General features: G+C 74.7%; 17 protein-coding genes. 8 read left to right on the top strand and 9 right to left on the bottom strand.

Features of this window, described 5'->3' with window-relative positions:
- Positions 1-60 precede the first annotated feature (60 nt).
- On the bottom strand, positions 61-2,889 hold the full coding sequence (locus ABD335_RS08115; protein WP_344321428.1) for an ATP-binding protein: 2,829 nt from the start codon (positions 2,887-2,889) through the stop codon (positions 61-63).
- A 297-nt stretch (positions 2,890-3,186) separates the two neighbouring features.
- On the opposite strand from ABD335_RS08115, the gene ABD335_RS08110 reads away from it, so the two are divergent.
- The 3 genes from ABD335_RS08110 (at position 3,187) to ABD335_RS08100 (ending at position 6,968) form a co-directional block, all read left to right on the top strand.
- Positions 3,187-4,260, top strand: coding sequence for an isoafricanol synthase (locus ABD335_RS08110; RefSeq protein ID WP_344321427.1), 1,074 nt, complete (start codon positions 3,187-3,189; stop codon positions 4,258-4,260).
- 27 nt (positions 4,261-4,287) lie between these two features.
- Positions 4,288-5,016 (top strand): leucine-rich repeat domain-containing protein, encoded by a 729-nt coding sequence (locus ABD335_RS08105; RefSeq protein WP_344321426.1) that lies wholly within the window; start codon positions 4,288-4,290, stop codon positions 5,014-5,016.
- Positions 5,017-5,147: 131 nt separating this feature from the next.
- A complete protein-coding gene (locus tag ABD335_RS08100; RefSeq protein WP_344321425.1) occupies positions 5,148-6,968 on the top strand; it encodes a serine hydrolase domain-containing protein in 1,821 nt (606 codons plus the stop codon).
- A gap of 73 nt (positions 6,969-7,041) precedes the next feature.
- On the opposite strand, the gene ABD335_RS08095 is transcribed toward ABD335_RS08100, so the two are convergent.
- Positions 7,042-8,637 (bottom strand): phytoene desaturase family protein, encoded by a 1,596-nt coding sequence (locus ABD335_RS08095; RefSeq protein WP_344321424.1) that lies wholly within the window; start codon positions 8,635-8,637, stop codon positions 7,042-7,044.
- A 65-nt stretch (positions 8,638-8,702) separates the two neighbouring features.
- The gene (locus ABD335_RS08090) at positions 8,703-10,262 is read right to left on the bottom strand and encodes a serine/threonine-protein kinase (protein WP_425583570.1); all 1,560 of its coding nucleotides are present in this window, start codon (positions 10,260-10,262) and stop codon (positions 8,703-8,705) included.
- Between the two features lie 199 nt (positions 10,263-10,461).
- Between ABD335_RS08090 and ABD335_RS08085 the strand changes: the two genes are divergently transcribed.
- From ABD335_RS08085 to ABD335_RS08070, 4 genes are all read left to right on the top strand, one after another.
- Positions 10,462-11,157, top strand: coding sequence for a phosphodiesterase (locus ABD335_RS08085; protein ID WP_344321423.1), 696 nt, complete (start codon positions 10,462-10,464; stop codon positions 11,155-11,157).
- A 134-nt stretch (positions 11,158-11,291) separates the two neighbouring features.
- Positions 11,292-11,696 (top strand): DUF4383 domain-containing protein, encoded by a 405-nt coding sequence (locus tag ABD335_RS08080; RefSeq protein WP_425583569.1) that lies wholly within the window; start codon positions 11,292-11,294, stop codon positions 11,694-11,696.
- Between the two features lie 158 nt (positions 11,697-11,854).
- Positions 11,855-12,712 carry an MBL fold metallo-hydrolase gene (locus ABD335_RS08075; RefSeq protein WP_344321439.1) on the top strand — a complete coding sequence of 286 codons (858 nt, stop codon included), beginning with the start codon at positions 11,855-11,857 and terminating at the stop codon, positions 12,710-12,712.
- 84 nt (positions 12,713-12,796) lie between these two features.
- Positions 12,797-13,054, top strand: a complete 258-nt coding sequence (locus tag ABD335_RS08070; protein WP_344321421.1) for a hypothetical protein — start codon at positions 12,797-12,799, stop codon at positions 13,052-13,054.
- A gap of 61 nt (positions 13,055-13,115) precedes the next feature.
- Here the strand turns inward: ABD335_RS08070 and ABD335_RS08065 are convergent, their stop codons facing one another.
- The 6 genes from ABD335_RS08065 to ABD335_RS08040 form a co-directional block, all read right to left on the bottom strand.
- Complete coding sequence (locus ABD335_RS08065) at positions 13,116-14,393, bottom strand: PP2C family protein-serine/threonine phosphatase (protein WP_344321420.1); 1,278 nt, start codon at positions 14,391-14,393, stop codon at positions 13,116-13,118.
- A gap of 7 nt (positions 14,394-14,400) precedes the next feature.
- Positions 14,401-15,414, bottom strand: a complete 1,014-nt coding sequence (locus ABD335_RS08060; protein ID WP_344321419.1) for a SpoIIE family protein phosphatase — start codon at positions 15,412-15,414, stop codon at positions 14,401-14,403.
- A complete protein-coding gene (locus ABD335_RS08055) occupies positions 15,411-15,890 on the bottom strand; it encodes an anti-sigma regulatory factor (protein ID WP_425583568.1) in 480 nt (159 codons plus the stop codon). Before ABD335_RS08055 ends, ABD335_RS08060 begins: the two co-directional genes overlap by 4 nt.
- Entirely contained in the window at positions 15,874-16,287 is a 414-nt protein-coding gene (locus ABD335_RS08050) for an STAS domain-containing protein (RefSeq protein WP_344321418.1), read from the bottom strand. Before ABD335_RS08050 ends, ABD335_RS08055 begins: the two co-directional genes overlap by 17 nt.
- Complete coding sequence (locus ABD335_RS08045) at positions 16,284-17,159, bottom strand: STAS domain-containing protein (RefSeq protein ID WP_344321417.1); 876 nt, start codon at positions 17,157-17,159, stop codon at positions 16,284-16,286. The genes ABD335_RS08050 and ABD335_RS08045 overlap by 4 nt, the downstream gene beginning before the upstream one ends.
- Before the next feature lie 460 nt (positions 17,160-17,619).
- Positions 17,620-18,123 carry a MarR family winged helix-turn-helix transcriptional regulator gene (locus ABD335_RS08040; protein ID WP_425583567.1) on the bottom strand — a complete coding sequence of 168 codons (504 nt, stop codon included), beginning with the start codon at positions 18,121-18,123 and terminating at the stop codon, positions 17,620-17,622.
- 642 nt (positions 18,124-18,765) lie between these two features.
- On the opposite strand from ABD335_RS08040, the gene ABD335_RS08035 reads away from it, so the two are divergent.
- The gene (locus ABD335_RS08035) at positions 18,766-19,755 is read left to right on the top strand and encodes an anti-sigma factor RsbA family regulatory protein (protein ID WP_344321415.1); all 990 of its coding nucleotides are present in this window, start codon (positions 18,766-18,768) and stop codon (positions 19,753-19,755) included.
- The last annotated feature ends 70 nt before the right edge of the window (positions 19,756-19,825 follow it).

Genomic DNA, 19,825 nt, shown 5'->3' with positions numbered 1-19,825 from the left:
CCGGAGAGCCCTCCCGACCACCGTCCGGAGAGTCTCCGCGCCCCCGTTCGGGGAGCCCCCCTACCGCCGCTCCAGCACCCTGGCGAGCCCCACCCGGTCGGTGCCGAGCTTGCGGTAGACCGCGGAGAGCAGCCGGGTCACGGCCTGCTCCTTCAGGTCCATCTTCCGGGCGATCTCCGGGTCCGTCAGGCCCCGCGCGACCCACTCGGCCGCGGTGCGTTCGCGGGCGGTCAGCTCCTCGCTCTGGGCGTACCGCAACTCCAGGGGGCGCAGCCCGGCCGCGGTCAGCTCCGCGCGGGCGCGTTCCACCAGAGCCTCGGCCCCGCAGTGCGCGGCCGTCTCCAGCCCCCGGTAGAGCTGGTCGGCCGCCTCCTGCGGCAGGCCGGCGCGGCACAGCGCGGCGCCGTGGTCGACCAGGGCACGGGCCAGCTCGTACGAGGCCGGGGAGCGTTCCAGGTGTTCGACGGCCTCGCGCAGGAGGTCCACCTCCCGCGGGTCCCCGGCCACCTCGGCGGCGCACCGCAGCGCCTGGCCGATCGCCGAGGCGGTGCCGAACCGGCGGGCGCGCCCGACCGACTCCAGGGCGTGGGCCGTCGCCCGCTCGGGGTCGGTGTCCCGCACGGCGAGCGCGAGGTGCTGCTGCCAGGGGCACCAGGACGGGTTGCGCATGCCGCGCGGGTCCAGCCGCCGGCCGGTGGCGGCCAGTCGGCTCTCGGCGTCCCGCGGCAGGCCGCGGGCCAGCAGCAGTTCGCCGTGGACGGCCTGGGCGTCGGGGTAGACGACGGCCTTGGGGACGGCGGCGCCGTAGTCGTACCTCCGGGCGGTCTCCCATGCCTCCTCGACGCGTCCGCGGGCGATCAGGGTCTGGATCAGGGTGCCGATCGCGGCGAGTTGCGCGGGGGCGCCGGAGCCCACCCGGTCGGCGATCCGGAGTCCTTCGCGCACCAGGCTCTCGGCCTCGCTCAACCGTCCCCGGCGGTAGCGGATGTAGCCCAGGAGGGTGAAGCCGAACGCCAGGTGGGAGCCGCGCCAGCCCTTGCGCTCGCACTCGGCGATGCCGTCGGCGAAGAGTTCCTCGGCACGTCCGGGCTGGTCGCAGTAGAGGAACGTCAGGGCGGCCATGACGGGCACCTCGAAGCCCCAGTCCTCGTTCGTCCACCCCAGGCCGGACCCCAGGGCCTCCTCGGCGAAGCACAGGGCGTCGGTCGCGGGTTCGCCGCGCACCACCGCGTCCCAGGCGCGCAGGCCGAGGATGTACCGCTCGGCCACGCCGCGACCGGTCAGGTGGTCGGCGAGCCGGGCCAGGCGGCGGGAGCGGGCGGGCGAGTCGGGCTCGTCGGCGCGGAAGGCGTTCCACATGAACTGCTCCGCGCGCATCCGCAGCCGGGTGCGGGCGGTGGTCGCCCGGCGCGCCTCCTCGGCGACGAGCTCGGCGGCCTCGTCCATCCGGCCGCTGTGTCCGAGGGCCTGTGCCAGCCGGCAGGTGACGGCCTCGCGCAGGTCGGGTCCGAGTCCGGGCTCCTCCAGGGCCGCCCGCAGGTGGTTGACCGTGGTGGCGGGTCGGGTGAGGAGGGCGGAGCGGCCCAGTTCGAACAGGACGGCCGCCCGCTCGCCCGGTTCCGGCGGCTCGCGGAGGGCGCGTTCCAGACAGCGTCGGGCGGCCTCGGGGGCTCCGGCGCGCAGGTACTCGCGGGCGGCCTTGCGCAGGGTGGCGACGACCTCGGGATCGCCCTCGGGGTGCACCTCCAGCAGGTGGCGCGCGGCGGCGGTGGGGCCGTGGCCCGCGCCGGTGACGACGGCCGCGGCCTGGCCGTGGAGGGCGACCCGGAGGGCGGCCGGAATGGCCTGGTAGACGGCGCTGGCGATGAGCGGGTGGAAGAACCGCAGGGGTTCGTCCTCCTCCGTGCCGCCGGCGAGGATGCGGGCGGCGTGCAGCCGGGTGCGCGCCTCGGCGGCCTCCTCGGCCCCCAGTCCGGCGACGTCGGCGGCCAGGGGCGGGGGTATCTCGGTGCCGAGCACCGCGGTGGCCCAGGCGAGCCGCACGGCGGCGGGGCCCAGCCGCTCCAGGCGTCCGACGAGTCCGCTGCCCCGGACGGTGCCGGCCAGGTCGCGCAGTTCGGTGGTGTTCTCCCGCTGCGGTTTGAGGCGGCGGTCGGCGACCTTGACGGTCAACTCGATGACCTCGAAGGGGTTGCCGCCGGTGACGGCCCAGCACTCGCGGCAGAACTCGTCGTCGGCGGCGGGGCCGAGCGCGTCGCGCACCAGGCGGGCGACCGCCTGTGGGGTCAGGGCCGTCAGGTCGAAGGGGCGCGAGCCGTTCCGGGTGGCCAGGGAGTGGAACGGGGCGGTGCGGTAGGGGTGCTCGTCGGGCCGGTAGGCGACGACGAGCAGCATGGGCAGTTCCGCGGCCCGGGGCGCGAACGCCGTCAGCCAGGCCAGGGACTCGGCGTCGGTCCAGTGGGCGTCGTCGAGGATCACCACGACGGGTCGGTGCCGGGTGACGAACCGGGTGACGATCCAGTCGAGGCCGTCCCGTACGCCCTGGGGGTCGGGCGCGCTGCCGCCGTCGGGGGCCACCAGGCCGATGGCGGGGGCCACGATGTCGTACCAGCTTCCCAGCATCCGGCGGTGTTCGTCCTCGCCGACGGCGGCGAGGACCGGCTGGGCGAACTGGCGGACGGTGTGGAAGGGCAGGTCCTGCTCCTGCTCGCCGCCTCGTGCGGACAGCACGGTGCAGCCGCGTGCGGTCGCGCGCCGGCGCACCTCGGCCAGGAGGGTCGTCTTGCCGAGCCCGGCCGCGCCGGCGAAGGCGAGCAGGTTTCCGGTGCCCGCGGCCAGCTCGGTCAACGCCTCGTCCACGGCCTCGAGTTCGGCCTCACGCTCGAACATCGCCCGGTGCATCGCTCCCGCTCTTCGCTCGCGATCACGCCCGTCGCCCCGGCCTTTCCCGACGGATGATGCCGAGCGTACGCCGGCGCGAACGCGGCGTGATGCTCTTGGGTCATTTCCGCGCCGCCGGAACGTCACTGTGGCCGGGAACGCTCCCATCCGTACCGCCGGCCTTCCGTTCGCGGAGACGCGGTCGGACCCCCTTGACCGTCAACCTGCTTTGTTCAAGTGTTAGTTGAATATGCGCCAACCATGTTCGTCGCCGTGTTCCACACCGCCCCAGGGAGGCGTCCGCCCATGCCGGAGACCACCACCAGGGAACCCGTCGAACGGAACGGGCTCGTACGACGGGTCGCCTTATTGGAGATCCCGTTCCCCGGCGCCGTCAGTCCCGACGTCGAGCGCGCCCGGACGCACACCCTCCGATGGCTGCGCGGCTTCGGGCTGCTCCGGGAGGAGTCCGCGTTCGAGGAGTTCGACGCCCTGCGGCTGGAGCGGGCGATGGCCCGTTTCTACCCCCGGGCCACGGGCGAGGACCTGATGCTGGCCACCGACGTCAACGGCTGGTTCTTCGTCTTCGACGACCAGTTCGACGGACGGCTGGGGCAGCGTCCGGACGCCGTCGCCCGGCTCCTGGACTCCCTCACCGCGGTCATGGACGAGGACGGCCCCGCGGCGGGGACCCCCTCCAATCCGCTGGTGGAGAGCTTCCGCGACCTGTGGCGGCGCGTCAACGACGGGATGCCGGCGGTGTGGCGGGAGCGCTTCAAGCGCCACTGGCGCGGCTATCTGCTCGCCCACCACCAGGAAGCGCTGAACCGCTCCGGGGACGCCCTGCCCACCCTGGAGGAGTTCCTGGCCGCGCGGCGCCACTCGATCGGCATCCAGCCCTGCCTGGACCTGGCCGAGCGCTGCGGACGGTACACCCTGCCGCCGGAGCTGCACGGCGGCTCGCCCCTGAGGGAGATGCGGCGGATCACCGACGACGTGGCGATCTTCGTCAACGACATCGTCTCGCTGGACAAGGAACTGGCCGTCGGCGACGTCAACAACACCGTCATCCTCCTGCACCGGACCACGGGGCGCCCGCTGGAGGAGTGCGTGCGGGAGGTCTGCGCCGTCGCCAACGGGCGGGTCGTCCGCTTCCGGGAGCACGCCGCGCGCCTGCCGGGCCTGCTGGCCGCCGACGGGGCGCCCGAGCAGCTCCGGGCCTGGGTGGAGGACTACGTCGACGGCATGCGCAACGTCATGCGGGGCAACCTCGACTGGTCCCTGGAGAGCCGGCGCTACGACGCCGCCGGCGTCGCCGCCGTCAGCGACGGTCGGCGACGGCCCTGGGCCGGGCTGCTGGCCGGACCGGAGGCCGGCTGACGGCACCGTGCGGTACGGTGCGCCGCCATGACGGAGACGGAATCGGCGGTGAACCTGTGGCGGGCCGGGCTCGACCGCGTGCCCGAGGAGGTGTGGACGCGCCACGAAGCGCGCGTGCTGATCCTCGCGGAGAACGCCCTGACCTCGCTTCCCGCGGACATCGGCCGGCTGCGGCGCCTGCACACCCTGGACCTGGGGCACAACGCGCTCGGCTCGATCCCGGAGGAGATCGGGGAGCTGACGGGCCTGGACCGCTGCCTGTACCTGCACGACAACCGGCTGACGGAACTGCCGCGCTCACTGGGGCGACTGACCCGGCTGACGTACCTGAACGTCGGGGAGAACCCGCTGGGGGCGCTGCCGGAGGAGATCGGCGACATGGCCGGGCTGATCGAGCTGCGGGCGCAGCGCTGCGGCCTGCGGGAGCTGCCCGACTCGCTCGGGCGGCTGACCGCGCTGCGGGAGCTGTGGCTGCGGGGCAACGCGCTGACCTCCCTGCCCGCCTCCGTGGCGGGCCTGCGGGAGTTGCGCGAGGTGGAGCTGCGGGAGAACGCGGTGGAGGAGGTGCCCGGAGCGCTGCGCGGGCTGCCCCGGCTGCGCCGTCTGGACCTGCGGGGCAACCGGCTGCGGGAGGTGCCCTCCTGGCTCGTGGAGCTGCCCGCGCTGGAGAGGCTGGACCTGCGGTGGAACGCCGTCCGCCCGGCGCCGCGTCTGCTGGAGGAGGCGGCCCGGCGCGGCTGCGTGGTGCTGTGGTAGCCGCGCGACCGCCGGCGGGTCGCCCGTTCTCGTGCGGCGAGGGTTGACAGGTGGGACGCTCGGGAAGAGAGTTCCGGCACTCTCCCGTGTCGCTGAAAGATACTTTCACCGCTTCCCCAAGGGGGTCAGGCATGACCGATTCCGCACCGGGTTCCGCACCGGGCCGGAGCGTGGGCCGACGACAGCTCGGGCTGAGGGCGCTCGCGCTCGGCGGCGGCCTGGTGCTGGCCTCGGCGCCCGTCGCGGCGGCCGGCGCGCCGGGCGCCCGCACCACCGCTCCCGGCTCCTCCGGCGACCGCGCGCCCGTGCTGCGCCGCGGCACCGCGCGGCGGGCCGGGCTGCTGGAGGAGCACCTGCGGCGGCTGGTGGAGGACGCGCGGACCTTCCTCGGTCCCTCCCCCGAGCACCCCTGGTACGCGGGAGCGGTGCTGCTGGCCGGCCGCGGCGACACGATCGCCCTGGAGGAGGGCATCGGCCACGCGGTGCGCTACGCGGCCTACGACGAGACCACCGACACCGGCGTCGAACTCCCCGCCGACCGGCGGATCCCCGCCACCCCCGAGACCGTCTACGACCTGGCCTCCGTCTCCAAGCTGTTCACCGCGATCCTGGCGGTCCAGCAGATCGAGCGCGGCGCGCTGGAGTTGGAGGCGACCGTCGCCTCGTACCTGCCGGAGTTCGGCGAGGCCGGCAAGGACGCCGTCACCCTGCTCCACCTGCTCACCCACACCTCGGGCCTGGCCGCCTGGATCCCGCTGTACGCCGAACCCACCCACGCCGACCGGCTCCGGCGGCTGTGGCGGGAGAAGCCGCTGAACCCGCCCGGCACGGTCTACCGCTACTCCGACCTGAACCTCATCGCCCTCCACCTGGTGCTGGAGAAGGTCACCGGCCGGACGCTGGACACGCTGCTGCGCGAGGAGATCACCGGACCGCTGGGCATGCGGTGGACCCGCTACAACCCGCCCGCCTCCTGGAAGCCGCGCATCGCCGCCACCGAGGACGCCCGCCGCCCCTGGTCGGGCCTGGACCGCGGCATGGTGTGGGGCGAGGTCCACGACGAGAACGCGTACGCCTTCGGCGGAGTGGCCGGACACGCCGGGGTCTTCTCCCGGGCCCGGGACCTGGCCGTGCTCTGCCGGACGCTGCTCAACGGCGGCGCGTACGGCCGCGCCCGCATCCTGCGGCCGGAGTCGGTGGACCTGCTCTTCCACGACTTCAACGCCGACTTCCCCGGCAACGAGCACGGCCTGGGCTTCGAGCTGTACCAGCACTGGTTCATGGGCGCCATGGCCACCCCGGGCACGGCCGGGCACACCGGCTTCACCGGCACCTGCCTGGTGCTCGACCCCACCACCGACACCTTCCTGGTGCTGCTGGGCAACTCGGTCCACCCGGTGCGCTCCTGGCGCTCCGGCAGCGCGCCGCGCGTGGCCGCGGCCGACCACCTGGCCCGGGCCGTCCCGGTGCGCCCCGCCGACGGGCGCGAGGCGTGGTTCTCCGGGATGGCGAACGCCTCCACGGCCACCCTGACCCTGCCCGCGGTGACGCCGCGCGGCGAGGACCCGCGGCTGCGCTTCTCGGTGTGGTGGGACACCGAACGCGACCGGGACGTGCTCCGCCTGGAGGCGTCCGGCGACGACGGGACGCGGTGGGAGCCGGTCCCGTTCACCACCGTCCGTCCCGGCGCCGACCCGGTGGACCGCCCGGAGGGAACGCTGTACGGCTTCTCCGGGCGGGTCTGGCACCGGGCCGTCGCCGACCTGGGCGCCTGGCGCGGCCGGGCCGTGCGGCTGCGCTGGCGGTACGCCACGGACGCCCGCTACGTGGGGCGCGGCGCGTACGTCGACGAGATCCGGATCGAGGACGGCGGACGCGTGCTGTTCGACGACTCCCGCCGGCGGGACGCGGGCCGCGTCGCCCCGGACGGCTGGACGGCCGCGTCGGACTGAGGCGGGCCGGGCGGGCCGGGCGGGCCGAGGCCGGACCGAGGAGCCCCGCGCCGGGCGGTGCCCCGGAAGGCCCTCACCTCCCGAGCACCGCCATGGCCGCGTTGTGCCCGGCGACGCCGCTCACCCCGCCGCCCCGGACGGCGCCCGACCCGCACAGCAGCACGCCCGGGTGCGCGGTCTCCACGCCCCACCGGCCGGCCGGGGTGTCGGCGGGGCGGGAGTCCTGGACGTGGGGGAAGGCCAGGTCGCCGTGGAAGATGTGGCCGCCGGGCAGCCGCAGGTCGCGTTCCAGGTCGAGCGGGGTCCTCGCCTCGACGCACGGCCTCCCCTCGGCGTCGCGGGCCAGGCAGTCGGCGATGGGCTCCGCCAGGTGGTCGTCGAGTCGGGCGAGGGTGGCCTCCAGCAACTCCTCGCGCAGCCGGGCGTCGTGGTCGGCGTCCCCGGTGAACAGCCGGGCGGGGACGTGCAGTCCGAACAGGGTGAGCGTCTGGTGGCCGGTGCGGGCCAGGTCCGGACCGAGGATGGAGGGGTCGGTGAGCGAGTGGCAGTAGATCTCCGAGGGCGGGACCGTGGGCGGCTCCCCCGCCGCGGCCTGCCGGTAGGCGGTCTCCAACTGCTCGTAGCCCTCGGCGACGTGGAAGGTCCCGGCGAACGCCTCGCGCGGGTCGACGGAGCGGTCGCGCAGCCTCGGCAGCCGCCTCAGCAGCATGTTGACCTTCAACTGGGCGCCCTCCGCCCGCGCTTCCGGCGGCGGCTCCTCGCCCAGCAGCGCGGCCGACTCCCGCGGCGAGGCGTTGACCAGGACGTGCCGGGCGGCGACCGTGCCCTCGCCGTCGGCGGTGCGGTAGCCGACCTCGGCGGTGCGTCCGTCCGTGGCGACGGAGACGACCTCGTGCCCGGTGGCGATCTCCGCGCCGGCGGCGCGGGCGGCGTCGGCGAGGGCGTCGGTGAGCGCGCCCATGCCGCCCACCGGCACGTCCCAGTCCCCGGTGCCGCCGCCGATGACGTGGTAGAGGAAGCAGCGGTTCTGGCGCAACGAGGGGTCGTGGGCGTGGCTGAAGGTGCCGATCAGGGCGTCGGTGAAGACCAGGCCCCGGACCAGGTCGTCGGCGAAGTGCTCCTCGATCGTCTCCCCCAGCGGCCGCTCGAACACCGCGCGCCAGGCGGCCTCGTCGTCGATCCGGGCGCGCAGCTCCTCCCGCGTGGGCAGCGGTTCGGTGAGGGTGGGGAAGACCCTCTCGGCCAGGTGCCGCGTCATGCCCTGGAAGCGCCGCCAGGCGTCGAACTCCCGGTCCGAGCCGGTCAGGCGCTCGAACGCCTCCCGGTCGCGGGACTCGTCGCCGCTCACCAGCAGCCCGGTGTCCCGTCCGCCGCGGTGCGCGGGGGTGTAGGAGGAGACGGTCCGCTTGCGGACCGCGAAGCGCAGGCCCAGGTCCGTCACGATGCGCCGGGGCAGCAGGCTCACCAGGTACGAGTAGCGGGAGAGACGGGCGTCCATCCCCGGGAAGACCCGGGCGGAGACGGCGGCGCCGCCGGTGTGGTCCAGGCGTTCGAGCACCAGGACCCGCCGTCCGGCGCGGGCGAGGTAGGCGGCGGCGACCAGGCCGTTGTGGCCGCCGCCGACGATCACGGCGTCGTGGATGTGCCGGGCACTGTGCTGGGCGGGCATGGTCCCTGGTTAGCACGGCCGGCCCGGCCGGGCCAGAGCCGCGCGCCGGCGCGTGGCCGGTGCCTTCAGGGGCCGTCCTCCCGGTGGGCGCCCGGCGCCACCACCCGGCGGTAGACCTCGGCGGCCTCGGCGCTGCGGCCGAGCCGCTCCAGACAGTGGGCCTCGTCGTTGCGGCTGGTCAGCGCGTCGGGATGGTCCGGGCCCAGGACGCGTGCGCGGGCCTGGGCGACCTGGTGGAGGATCTCCAGTGCCTCCTCCCAGCGCTCCAGGCGCCCCAGCGCCAGGGCCGTCTCGCGCCGGCTGGCGAGGGTGTCGGGGTGCTCCGGCCCCAGGGCCCGCTCGCGTTCGTCGGCCACCGCGCGGGCCTCGGCCAGGGCCTCCTCCCAGCGGCCCAGGTGCCCCAGCGCGTGGGCGACCTCGTGGCGGCTGGCGAGGGTGTCGGGGTGGTCCGCGCCCAGGACCCGCTCGCGCTCGGCGGCCACCGCGCGGTGCGCCTCCCACGCCTCGTCCCAGCGGCCCAGCCGTCCCAGGCCGATCCCGGCGCTGTGCCGGTGGGCCAGCACGGCCGGCAGGTCGGCCGGCGGCCCGCCGTCGGACGGGGTCCGCGGCCGGCCGGGACCGGTCCACGGGCCGCTGAGGACGCCGGGGTACCCGGGGGACGCCGGGCCCACCGGCCAGCCGGCGACGGCCTTGGCGCCGGTGCTCATGCCCTGGGCCCACGGCGGCGTCCGCGGGGACGGAGGCGGCTGCGGACGCCGCTCGGCCGGGCACGCCGAGCGGCGGGCGGCGGCGGTGCGGCGGCCGAGCTCGGCGGCGTCCTCGGGCCGCTCGTCGGGGTCCTTGGCGAGCAGATCGAGGATGATCCGCTCCAGTTCCTCGGGAAGGTCGGGCCGGAGCTCGCGGGGCGGACGCGGCGCGGTGTCGCTGTGGCCGACGAGGACGCCCCAGGCGTCGTCGAGGTCGAAGGGCGGCGCGCCGGTGGCCATCTCGTACAGCACGCAGCCGAGGGAGTACAGGTCGCTGCGGTGGTCGAGGGTCGCCCCGGCGATCTGCTCGGGCGACATGTAGTGCGGGGTGCCCATGGTGATGCCGCCGCCGGTGAGCTTGGCGGTGAACCCTATGTCGTGGCCGAGCCGGGCGATGCCGAAGTCGCAGATCTTCACCGTGCCGTCGACGGTGCGCATCACGTTGGCGGGCTTGAGGTCCCGGTGCACGATGCCCTGGTCGTGGGTGTAGGCGAGGGCGTCGGCGATCTGCTCGGCGATGTCGAAGAGGTCGGGGACGGGCAGCGGCCGGTGGTCGCCCAGCTCCAGCAGTTGGCTGAGGTTGTGCCCGTCGAGCAGCTCCATCACCAGGTGGAGCACGCCGTCGTGCTCGCCGAAGTCGTGGACCACGGTCACGCCGCGGTGCTGGAGCGAGGCGGCGACCCGCGCCTCGCGGCGGAACCGCTCCCGCAGCGCCCGCATGGAGCGGGGGTCGGTCTGCCGTCCCAGCGGTTTGAGGCACTTGACGGCGACCACGCGGTCCAGCGACTCGTCCCGTGCCCGCCACACCTGGCCCATGCCGCCGCGTCCGACGAGATCGAGCAGCCGGTACCGGCCCTGGAGCAGGGTGTTCTTCTCCATCGCGCGCCACCGCCCCCCTCTCACCCGATGTCCTGCCCGGTGTTCCGGTGCCGCCCCCCGGCCCGCCCAGTATGAGCCCTTTCCCTACGAACCGGTAAGGCGGTGGGACCGTGTCGGAACCCACCGGGGTGCGCCGGAGCGCCATCCCGAGGCGCTGTGCGCGGGTTTCGACCCGCCGAAGGTGGCAACCGAGGGTGAAATGTCACCTTCTCCGCTCGTACGCGGCACCCGGGCGGGCTTCCGGCTGCTCGCCCGCCTGCGCCGCGCTCCCGCCTTCCATCCCCGAGGACTGACGTGCACGGGCGAGGTGGTGGTGACGGGCGGCCCCGACGCGCCCTGGGGCGTGTCCTGGATGGACGAGCCGGGCCGCCACGCCTGCGCGGTACGGCTGTCGCGGGGGGCCGGTCTGCCGCCGCGGCTGCCCGACTGGCTGGGGCTGGCCGTTCGGGTGGTGGACGCGGACGGGCCCGGGCGGCACCTGGACCTGCTGCTGACCTCCTCCTCCCGCCTGCCCGTGCTGCGCCACCTGCCCCTGCCGCGCGGCGACGCGGCGGGCGGCCCGTACTCCGTCCTGCTGCCGTACCGCGTGGGGGGCCGTCGCACGGTGCTCGCCGCGTTCCCGCGCCGCCGCTCGCGCCCGGTCCACGGCGACCGGTCCGCCCTGCGGCGGGCATTGGAGGAGGGGCCGCTCGTGTTCGACCTGCGGGCCGCCGAGCCGCTGGGCCGGTGGAAGACCTTCGCGGTGCTCACGGTCCGCTCGCCGCTGCCGGAACCGGCGGAGGCCACCCCCGGGTACGACGTCTACGGCCACAGCCTGCCGGGCCTGACCCCGGGACCGGCGCTGGGGACGGTACGCCGCGCGGCGTACGACGGCTCGCGGCGGGGTCGCCGCTGAACGGCGGCCGAGCGGGTCGTTTCCCCGCCGGACGCGGGGGTACTCCGAAGCGGCCGGTATTCCACCCGAACGTGGAGATGATGACGATGGCCAGGACAGGCCCGAGTACCACGGGCACAGCACGCGGGTCGGCGTTGACCACCGCCGCCAAGATCGTGGCCGCGATCTTCCTGGGCGTGGGGATCCTGGGGTTCATCCCCGGCATCACCACCGACTACGGCGACATGACGTTCGCCGGTCACCACTCGGACGCCCATCTGCTCGGCATCTTCGAGGTGTCCGTCCTGCACAACCTGGTCCACCTCGCCTTCGGCGTCGTCGGGCTGGCGATGGCCCGCAGCGCGGCCGGAGCCAGGGCGTTCCTGATCGGCGGCGGTGTGATCTACCTGGTGCTGTGGCTCTACGGGCTGATCATCGACAAGGACAGCGGCGCGAACTTCGTGCCCCTGAACACGGCCGACGACTGGCTGCACTTCCTGCTGGGGGTGGGCATGATCGGCCTCGGCGCGGTCCTGAGCCGCCGCCCCTCACCCGCCTGACCGTTCGACCGTCCGACCGTCCGACCGTCCGACAGGATGACCCGGACACCGGTGGGGCGGCCCCCCGGGGCCGCCCCACCACCGTCGGGTCCCCGCGGACCCCGTCCCGAGAGCGCCGGACCACCGCCGCGTCCGGTGCGGAACGAGAGATGCGCACCATGACGTCCGCACCGCCCGCAGGGGCCGCCGAGATCCTCTTCGTCGGCAACGCGACCCTGCTGATCCGCTACGGCGACCTGACCCTGCTGACCGACCCCAACTTCCTCCACCGCGGCCAGTACGCCTACCTGGGCAAGGGACTGCTGTCCAAGCGGCTGACCGAGCCCGCGCTGTCGGTCGACGAACTGCCCCCCGACCTGGACGCGGTGATCCTGTCCCACCTGCACGGCGACCACTGGGACCGCGTCGCCCGCCGCCGACTGCCCCGCTCGCTGCCGATCGTCACCACACCGCACGCCTCCCGGCGCCTCCAGGGACTGCACGGGTTCAGCCGTGCGACCGGGCTGCCCACCTGGCACGACCACGTGCTGCTCCGCGGCCGCAGCCAGGTCCGCGTCACCGCCCTGCCCGGCCGGCACGGGCCGGGAGCCGCCCGCTTCCTGGTGCCCCCGGTGATGGGCAGTCTGCTGGAGTTCGGCGATCCGGGAGGGCCGGTGCGGCTGCGGATGTACCTCTCGGGCGACACGCTGGTGTTCCCCGGGATCGAGGAGATCGCGCGCCGCTGCCCGGACATCCACCTGGCGGTGGTCCACCTGGGCGGCACCACCCTCCCCGGCGGGCTGCTGGTGACCATGGACGGGACCCAGGGCGCGGACCTGGTCTCCCTGGTGCGCCCGCGCCGCGTGCTCCCGGTGCACTACGACGACTACAGCGTCATGAAGTCCCCCCTGTCGGCCTTCCTCCGCGAGACCGAACGGCCGGGCTTCCCCTCCACGGTGATCCCCTGCGCCCGCGGCGAGCGGGTGACCGTCGACGCGAACGGCCTGGTCGACAGGGACTCGGCCGTCTCCGTCTGACGGGCCGCGAGGCGGGCACACGAACGGGCACACGGAGAAGAGTCCGGCCCGCGACGGCCGGCGCACCGGAAGGAAGGCGCACAGGTGCCGAGCACGATCACAGCCGAGCACGTACGGGAACTGCTCCGCTCCCCCGACCGCGATCCCCGTCTGGTCCTGCTGGAGGGCCGGGCCCGGGTCGTCTCCGCCGAGGAGGCGGGCACGGACCGGCTGCGCGGGGCCGTGGAGGTCGTCTCCCGCGACGACCTCGCCGGCCGGTTCGGCCCCGGGGAACCGTCCGACGGGGACCTGGAGACGGTGGCGGCGCGACTGGAGGCCGTGGTCGCCGAACTGGGCGCCTGACCGGCGTCCGCCCCCGCCTCCTCGCGATTCCCCGGACGGTCGCCGCCGAGGCGGTGGCCGTTCAGGGACGCGGGACGCGGACGGCCAGGGCCAGGGTGTCGTCGGGGTGGAGGATGATGGTGTGCATGTCCTCGGCGATCGCGCCGGGAATCTCCTCTATCGGTCTGTGGGCGTGGCGCCGGGCCGCCTCGATCAGCCGCTCCTCGCCCTCCCTGGGGTCCCGGCGGCTCTCGGTCAGTCCGTCGGTGTAGAGGACGAGCAGGTCCCCCGGAGCCATCCGCGTGTGCAGCAGGCGCTCGCTGCCCGCGAGCGGGTAGCCGATGCCCCGGCCGCGCACCTCCAGGTATCTCGGCTCGCCCTCGGCGGGCAGCAGCAGGGCGGGCGGGTGGCTGCCGTTGGCCAGGTGGAGGTCGCCGGTCGCGGGGTCGACGCGGGCGAGCAGCACGGTGGACATCAGCTCGCTGTCGAAGGGCATCAGGATCTCGGCGGTCCGGGCGATGATCGACTCCAGCGGATGCCCTTCCAGGGCCAGGGTCCGCACCGCGTGGGTGACGTTGAGGGCGCCGCGGGTGCTGGTCACGCCGTGCCCGAGGGCGTCGACGACGGTGATGTGGACGGTGCCGTCGGGCAGTTGCAGCCAGTCGTACAGGTCTCCGCCGGTGGGCGCGTCGGTACCGGCCGGGGCGTAGTGGACGGCCATCTCCAGGCCCTCCACCTCGATCGGCGGGGGCCGCAGGGCGTCCTCCAGCTCGCGCAGGGTCTGGCCGTGGGCCTTGCGCAGCTGCTCGTCGCGCTCCTCCAACTGGACGTAGAGGGCGAGGGTGCCCCGGTTGGTCTCGGCGAGTTCGTGCTTGAGCCGCCGGTGCTCGGCGGTCAGGGCGTCGATGCGGGCCAGCGCCGCCCTCAGTTCCTGCTCCACCGCCTGCAGTTCGGAGGACGGGGACTCGCCCGCGGGACGCGGCACGCTCCCGTTGGGGGACGGCGGCACGGCGTCCGCGCCGTCGGGCCGCGCGGGCAGCGGCACGCGCCAGGTGACCGTGCCGCCCCGGGTGAACTCGGCGGGCAGGGGGAGGTCCGGGAGGTCGCGACCGGTGTCGAGGGCGTGGAGCGCGTCGAGCGTGACCACCAGGTGCCGCGTCCCCCCGCTCGGCTCCGGCTCGACGCGGGTCTCCAACCGCACGGGCCGCCCGGCCGCGAGCTCGGTGCGGGCCAGGTCCGCCGCGGACATCACCAGGCGCGCCCTGGTCTCGACCGGCAGCCGGTGGACGCGGGCGATCCCGCGCACGGCCCGGCGGAGGCTCGGCAGCGTGTGGTGGGGGGTGTCGTTGTCGGTCGTCATGGAACCTCTACACCGCCTGGACGGTGAGCACGGTGGCGTCGTCGCGGGTGCGCCGGTGGCCGTGGGCCAGGGCGGCGGCCAGCAGGGGCGGGGGGAGCCTGAGCAGGAAGGGGGACGGGGAGTGGGACCACCGGGACTCGACGCCGTCGCTGTGGAGGGCGACCGTCGCTCCCGAGGACAGCGGGACGGTGCGGACCCGCGGGGTGGGGACGTTCCATCCGACGATGCCGGGCTGGCCGGCCAGCCGGTGGAGGACGTCCCCGTCCGAGAGCACCACGGCGCGGATGTTGCCGATGCCGCAGTACTCGGCCCGGTCGGGGTACAGACGCAGGACGCCGGCGGCCGCGCCGCGGGTGTGGCGCAGGCTGCGGTGGAGCGAGGTCAGGATGTCGACCAGGGGGCGGTCGGGGGCGGTGCGGAAGGACCGCAGGGCCGAGCGGGCCGCCTCGGCGGCCGAGAGGCCGTGTCCCAGGCCGTCGACGACCAGCCCGGTGAGCGCGTCGCCGGTCTCGGCCACGGCGCAGGCGTCGCCGCAGTGCCGCTCGCCCTTGGCCGGCAGGCACACCGATCCGGTGTCCCAGCGCGCGGAGGGCGGCTCGCCGGGCGGGGAGAGCCGGGCGCACACCACGGTCCCGAACCCCACCCGGGTGCGGATGGCGAACTCGCCGGCGATCCGGCGCACCGCGCCGAGACCGGCCCCGAGGGAGCCCGTGGTGGTGGTGTAGCCGTCGGCCATGGCGCGGTCGAGGTCGCGTATGCCGGGGCCGCGGTCCACCGCGAGGATCTCCACCCCGGTGCCGAGCCGGAACGGCTGGACGTACACCGTCCCGTCGGAGGCGTGCTTGACGAGGTTGCCCGCCAGCTCGCTGGCGAGGACCGCCGCCTGGTCGGGCATCGCGCCGGGCAGTCCCCACCGCAGCGCGCAGTCGCGCGCCGCGGTGGCCGCCAGGTGGATCGCGCTCTCGTGGTCGATGCGGATCTCGTCGGTCAGGCCCTCGGTGGTGGAGGACGATCGGCTCACTGCGTGGTCCAGCGGGTCGCGCTGATCGTGGTGCCCTTTCCCGTCTCGGTGTGCACCTCGAACTCGTGCATGAGGCGGCGGGCACCGCCCAGGCCGTGCCCCAGGCCGGCGCCGGTGGTGAACCCGTCGGCCAGGGCCGCCTCCACGTCGGGGATGCCCGGCCCCTCGTCCCTGACGGTCAGCCGGATGCCCTTGCGGCCCGCCTGCCGCGGGAACTCGATGGTCACCGTGCCCCCGCCGCCGTGGATGTAGGCGTTGCGCGCCAGTTCGCTGGCGGCGGTGACGACACGGGTCTGGTCCACCAGCCCGAACCCGACCTCGACGGTGGCCGCCCGCACCGCGTGGCGGACGGTGATGAGGTCCTCGTCGTTGCGGACGGGGAGCGTGGTGGGGGCCTCGCCGCCGCGTCGGCCGTCGCCGCCTCCGGCCGCGGAGCCCGTCGGAGCGCCGACCGTCCGTTCACCCGAGAGCTTCACTGCGGGTCCCCCCTTCCGGGGGCCGGGGGGCGTGGTGCCAGCCCAGCGCGGCCATCCCCTGCTCCGCGTTCAGCGCCGTCTCCACGCCCGTGAGCCGGAGTCCGAGCTCGGCGAGGGTGATCGCCACGGGTGGTCGCATGCCGGCCACGATCACCCGCGCGCCCAGCAGCCGTGCCATGGTGCTCAGTTCCGTCAGGGTGCGTGCCACGAACGAGTCGATGATCTCCAGCCGGGAGATGTCGATGAGCACGCCCCTGGCCCGCTCGGTGGCGATGCGCTCGGTCAGCTCCTCCGCGAAGGCGGTCGCCGTCTTGTCGTCGAGCTCGTTGACGATCCCGGTGACCAGCACGTCACCGAGCCTGATGATGGGCACGTCCATGGGCCGGGAGCTGGTCATCGGTTCGTCGGAGCTCCCGCGGTCGGCGACTCCTGGCCGGTCATCTCCACCGCGGCGGCCAGGGCGTCGGAGAGGGTGGCGCGGGTGAGGATGGTGGACAGGTCGATGCCCAACTGGGCGATGGTCTGCGCGATGGAGGGGCGGACGCCGCTGATGAAGCAGTCCGCGCCCATCAGCCGGACCGCGTTGACGGTCTGCATCAGGTGCTGGGCGACGGCGGTGTCCACCGTCGGCACACCGGTGATGTCGATGATCGCCACCCGGGCCTCGTGGGTCTGGATGGACTGGAGGAGGTTCTCCATCACCACCTGGGTGCGCGCGGTGTCCAGCGTGCCGATCAGCGGCACGGCCAGGATCTGCTTCCACAGGTGGACCACGGGGGTGGACATCTCCAGCAGCTGGCGGCTCTGCCGCTGGATGATCTCCTCCCGGCGCTCGACGTAGGCGCTGAAGGACAGCGCGGCGGCCTCGTCCAGCAGCCGGTTGACCATCATCGCGGCGGGGAACAGCTCGTGCGGGTCGTGGTTGTCGCGCTTCACGGCCTCCAGCACGGCGTCCTTGAGGGCCAGGATGGCCAGGGACGTGGCGGTGGGGTTCGCACCGCTGCGCTCCCTGCGCAGGGAGAGTTCCATCACGGCGTCGCGCAGGTCGTGGTTGGTGCCGACCACGTCCTCCATCCCCTGGTCGCTGTCGTTCAGCGCCCCGCCGAGCAGGAGGATCAGGGAGTCGGCCTCCTCCCTCAACTCGCTCTCGCCGATGTCGATGGCAGCCCGCTCCCGCTGCAACTGCACCCACCGGTCGGCGATCTCGTCGCCACGCTCCCGCAGTGCCCTCGTCAACCGGTCTCGCACGGCTGCGTCGCTGGCGTTCACCACAAGCCCTCTCACAGTCGTTCGTCGCCGGCCCACGCCCGTCACCTCGGCGTCCGGCTGGATGTGCGGGGGGCGACGGGCCAGTACCCATCGTCCCTTTTGTTGCTGTCCGGCAAATGTTAACAGTGGCCGGAAGAGCCGGAGAGTGCCCCAACTCACGCGAGGTCAGGGACCGGTGATGCACTCCGGCTTCCCGAGGCTTTCCCCGAAACCGGCGCCTGATGCGGGGTCCGTGCTTGTTTCCCCCCGACGACCGTGCCGCGCACCGCCGTTCCTCCCCGCGGCCACGGGCACGGCGTCCGACAGGGGCGAGACGGCGCGCGTCCCCGGGAGGACGGCGACCGGGATCGTCCGAAACTCCGAGAAATGCCGGGAAACACCGGGAAGCTCCGAGAAACGCCGGGAACGTCGGGAATGGCGAGAACGTGGAGACCGTCGAACGCGCCGCCCACGCCGATCCCTACGCCGATCGCACACCTCCCTCCGCCCGCCGCCCACACCACGGAACCGCCTCGTCCGCGACGCTGCGGAACTTCCGCAGACCCTCGGCGAGCGCCTCGCGGGAAGCCGGGGGCATCGCCGCGACGATCGTCCGCAGGCTCTTCTCCCGCAGGTCGCGCAACTCCCGCAGGTACGCCCTGCCGCGGCCGGTCAGCCTCAGCTCCACTTCCCGCCGGCTCACCGGGCTGGGCGCGCGTTCCACGAGTCCCACGGCCTGCAACCGGTCGCACAGCCGGCTGACCGACGACGGGGTCGAGCCCAATGCCTCGCCGAGGGTGCGCAGGTTGATGCCCTCCTCACGGTCGAGGACGTACAACACCCGCACCTGCGCGGCGGAGACGGGCGCGGGCGGGACGGTCCCCCGTCCCCTCTCCCACAGCACCTCCAGAAGCTCGATCACGTCCGACGCCGCGCGCGCCGCCTCGTCGAAGTGGCACGGGAAGGCTTCGGATTCCACGTCCACAACTGTGACACTCCGCCTCCGCGTTGTCAGTCCGAGGCCCGAACGGCACGCGCTCCCCCGTCGCTTCGCCTCCTCCCCGGGACGGTCCGCACGGCGAGCGGGTCGACGGGCGGCGGGGAGTCCGCACCGCGGCCCGGCACCGCGCCCGGCCGCTCGGCGGCGCCCTCGGTCGCCCTCGGTCGAGGCCCCGCCCCCCTGCGCCGGACGCCCCGCCTCCGCGGCCGGCACCGGCCGCGGTTCCCGTCCCCGGACCGGCACGGCCGAGGGTTCCGACCGGGCGCCCGCCCGTCGGACCCGTCGACACCATGCCCCGAGGCCGCTGTAACCTTCCCGGTGCGACCGGGCCGCCCCCTCCACCAGACGCGGAGTGCCCCGGCCCGTACACGACCGGAAGGTAAAGAACCGGTGTGCGCATGCCCCGCCGGGGCACAAGCACCCCTGGACCAGAGTCGAGGACCGAGTGGAGGTGTTCACCGTCGTGCCGATGCCGGCGCCGTGCCGGCGCGTCCGGCGCGCCCTCCCCGCCGCCATCCCCGCCCCGGTGGCCGCCCACTCGCGCCCGCCCGCGGCCGAGGCACGGCTGTCGACGCGTGCGGCCGGTTCTTCCCCGCATGTCCTCGCCACGCCAGAGGTGGTCCCTCCGTGACCGAAAGCGAACATCCGCACACCGGGTGGGAAGACCCGGAGCCCTTCGTCCACCCCGCGCTCTTCTACCGGACCCCCGAGGAGTACCTCGCCGCCGTGGGCGGCTTCGTCACCTCGGCCCTGAACGCCGGAGAGCCCGTTCTCGTCGCCGTTCCCGGCCCCCGCCTGGACCTGCTGCGCGAGCACCTGGGAGCCGAAGCGGCCTCGGTCGACCACCTCACCCTCGTGGACATGACCGAGTTCGGCCGCAACCCCGGCCGCATCCTGGCCGGACTGCGGGACTTCGCCGACCGCCACCCCGACCGTCCCGCCCGCATCGTCGGGGAGCCGATCTGGGCGCGGCGCTCCCCCGCCGAGGTGGTGGAGGCCACCCGGCACGAGGCACTCATCAACGCCGCCTTCACCGGCCGTACCGCGACCATCCTGTGCCCCTACGACACCGCCGAGCTGCCCCCGGCCGTGTGCGAGGACGCGCGCCGCACCCATCCGGTCCTGTGGGAGAACGGCGCACAGTGGGCCAGTCCGCGCTACGCCGGCCCCGCGGCCGTCAACGCGGACTGCGACGCCCTGGCCCTCTCCCCCGCACCGGCGGACGCCCGCTCCGTCGTGTTCGCCACCGGGGACCTGGGCGATGTGCGCCACCACGCGGACACCTGGGCCCACGAGGCCGGACTGGACGCCCCGCGCCGGGGCGACTTCGTCCTGGCCGTGGCCGAGGCCGCCGCCAACTCCATCGCCCACGGCGGCGGGCACGGCACCCTGCGCCTGTGGGCCGACCCCTCGTCGTGCGTGGCCGAGATCAGCGACCGCGGACGGCTCACCGACCTGCTCGCCGGCCGTCGTCGCCCGACCCTGGACTCGGCCGACGGCGGACGCGGCCTGTGGATGATGCACCAGCTCTGCGATCTGGTGGAGACCCGCGTCACGTCCGCCGGCCTGACCGTGCGGCTCCACATGACCCTCCCGAACCGCCCCGCCCCCCGCTAGGACGGCCCGCCCCGCCGCCGTCGGCGGTGGCCTCGCCGGGACCCCGGCGTGTCGGCGGAATGTCACGCAC

Source organism: Streptomyces macrosporus, assembly GCF_039533145.1.
In the GTDB taxonomy this organism is placed as follows: Bacteria; Actinomycetota; Actinomycetes; order Streptomycetales; family Streptomycetaceae; genus Streptomyces; species Streptomyces macrosporus.
This window is presented reverse-complemented; position numbering and strand designations above follow the sequence as displayed.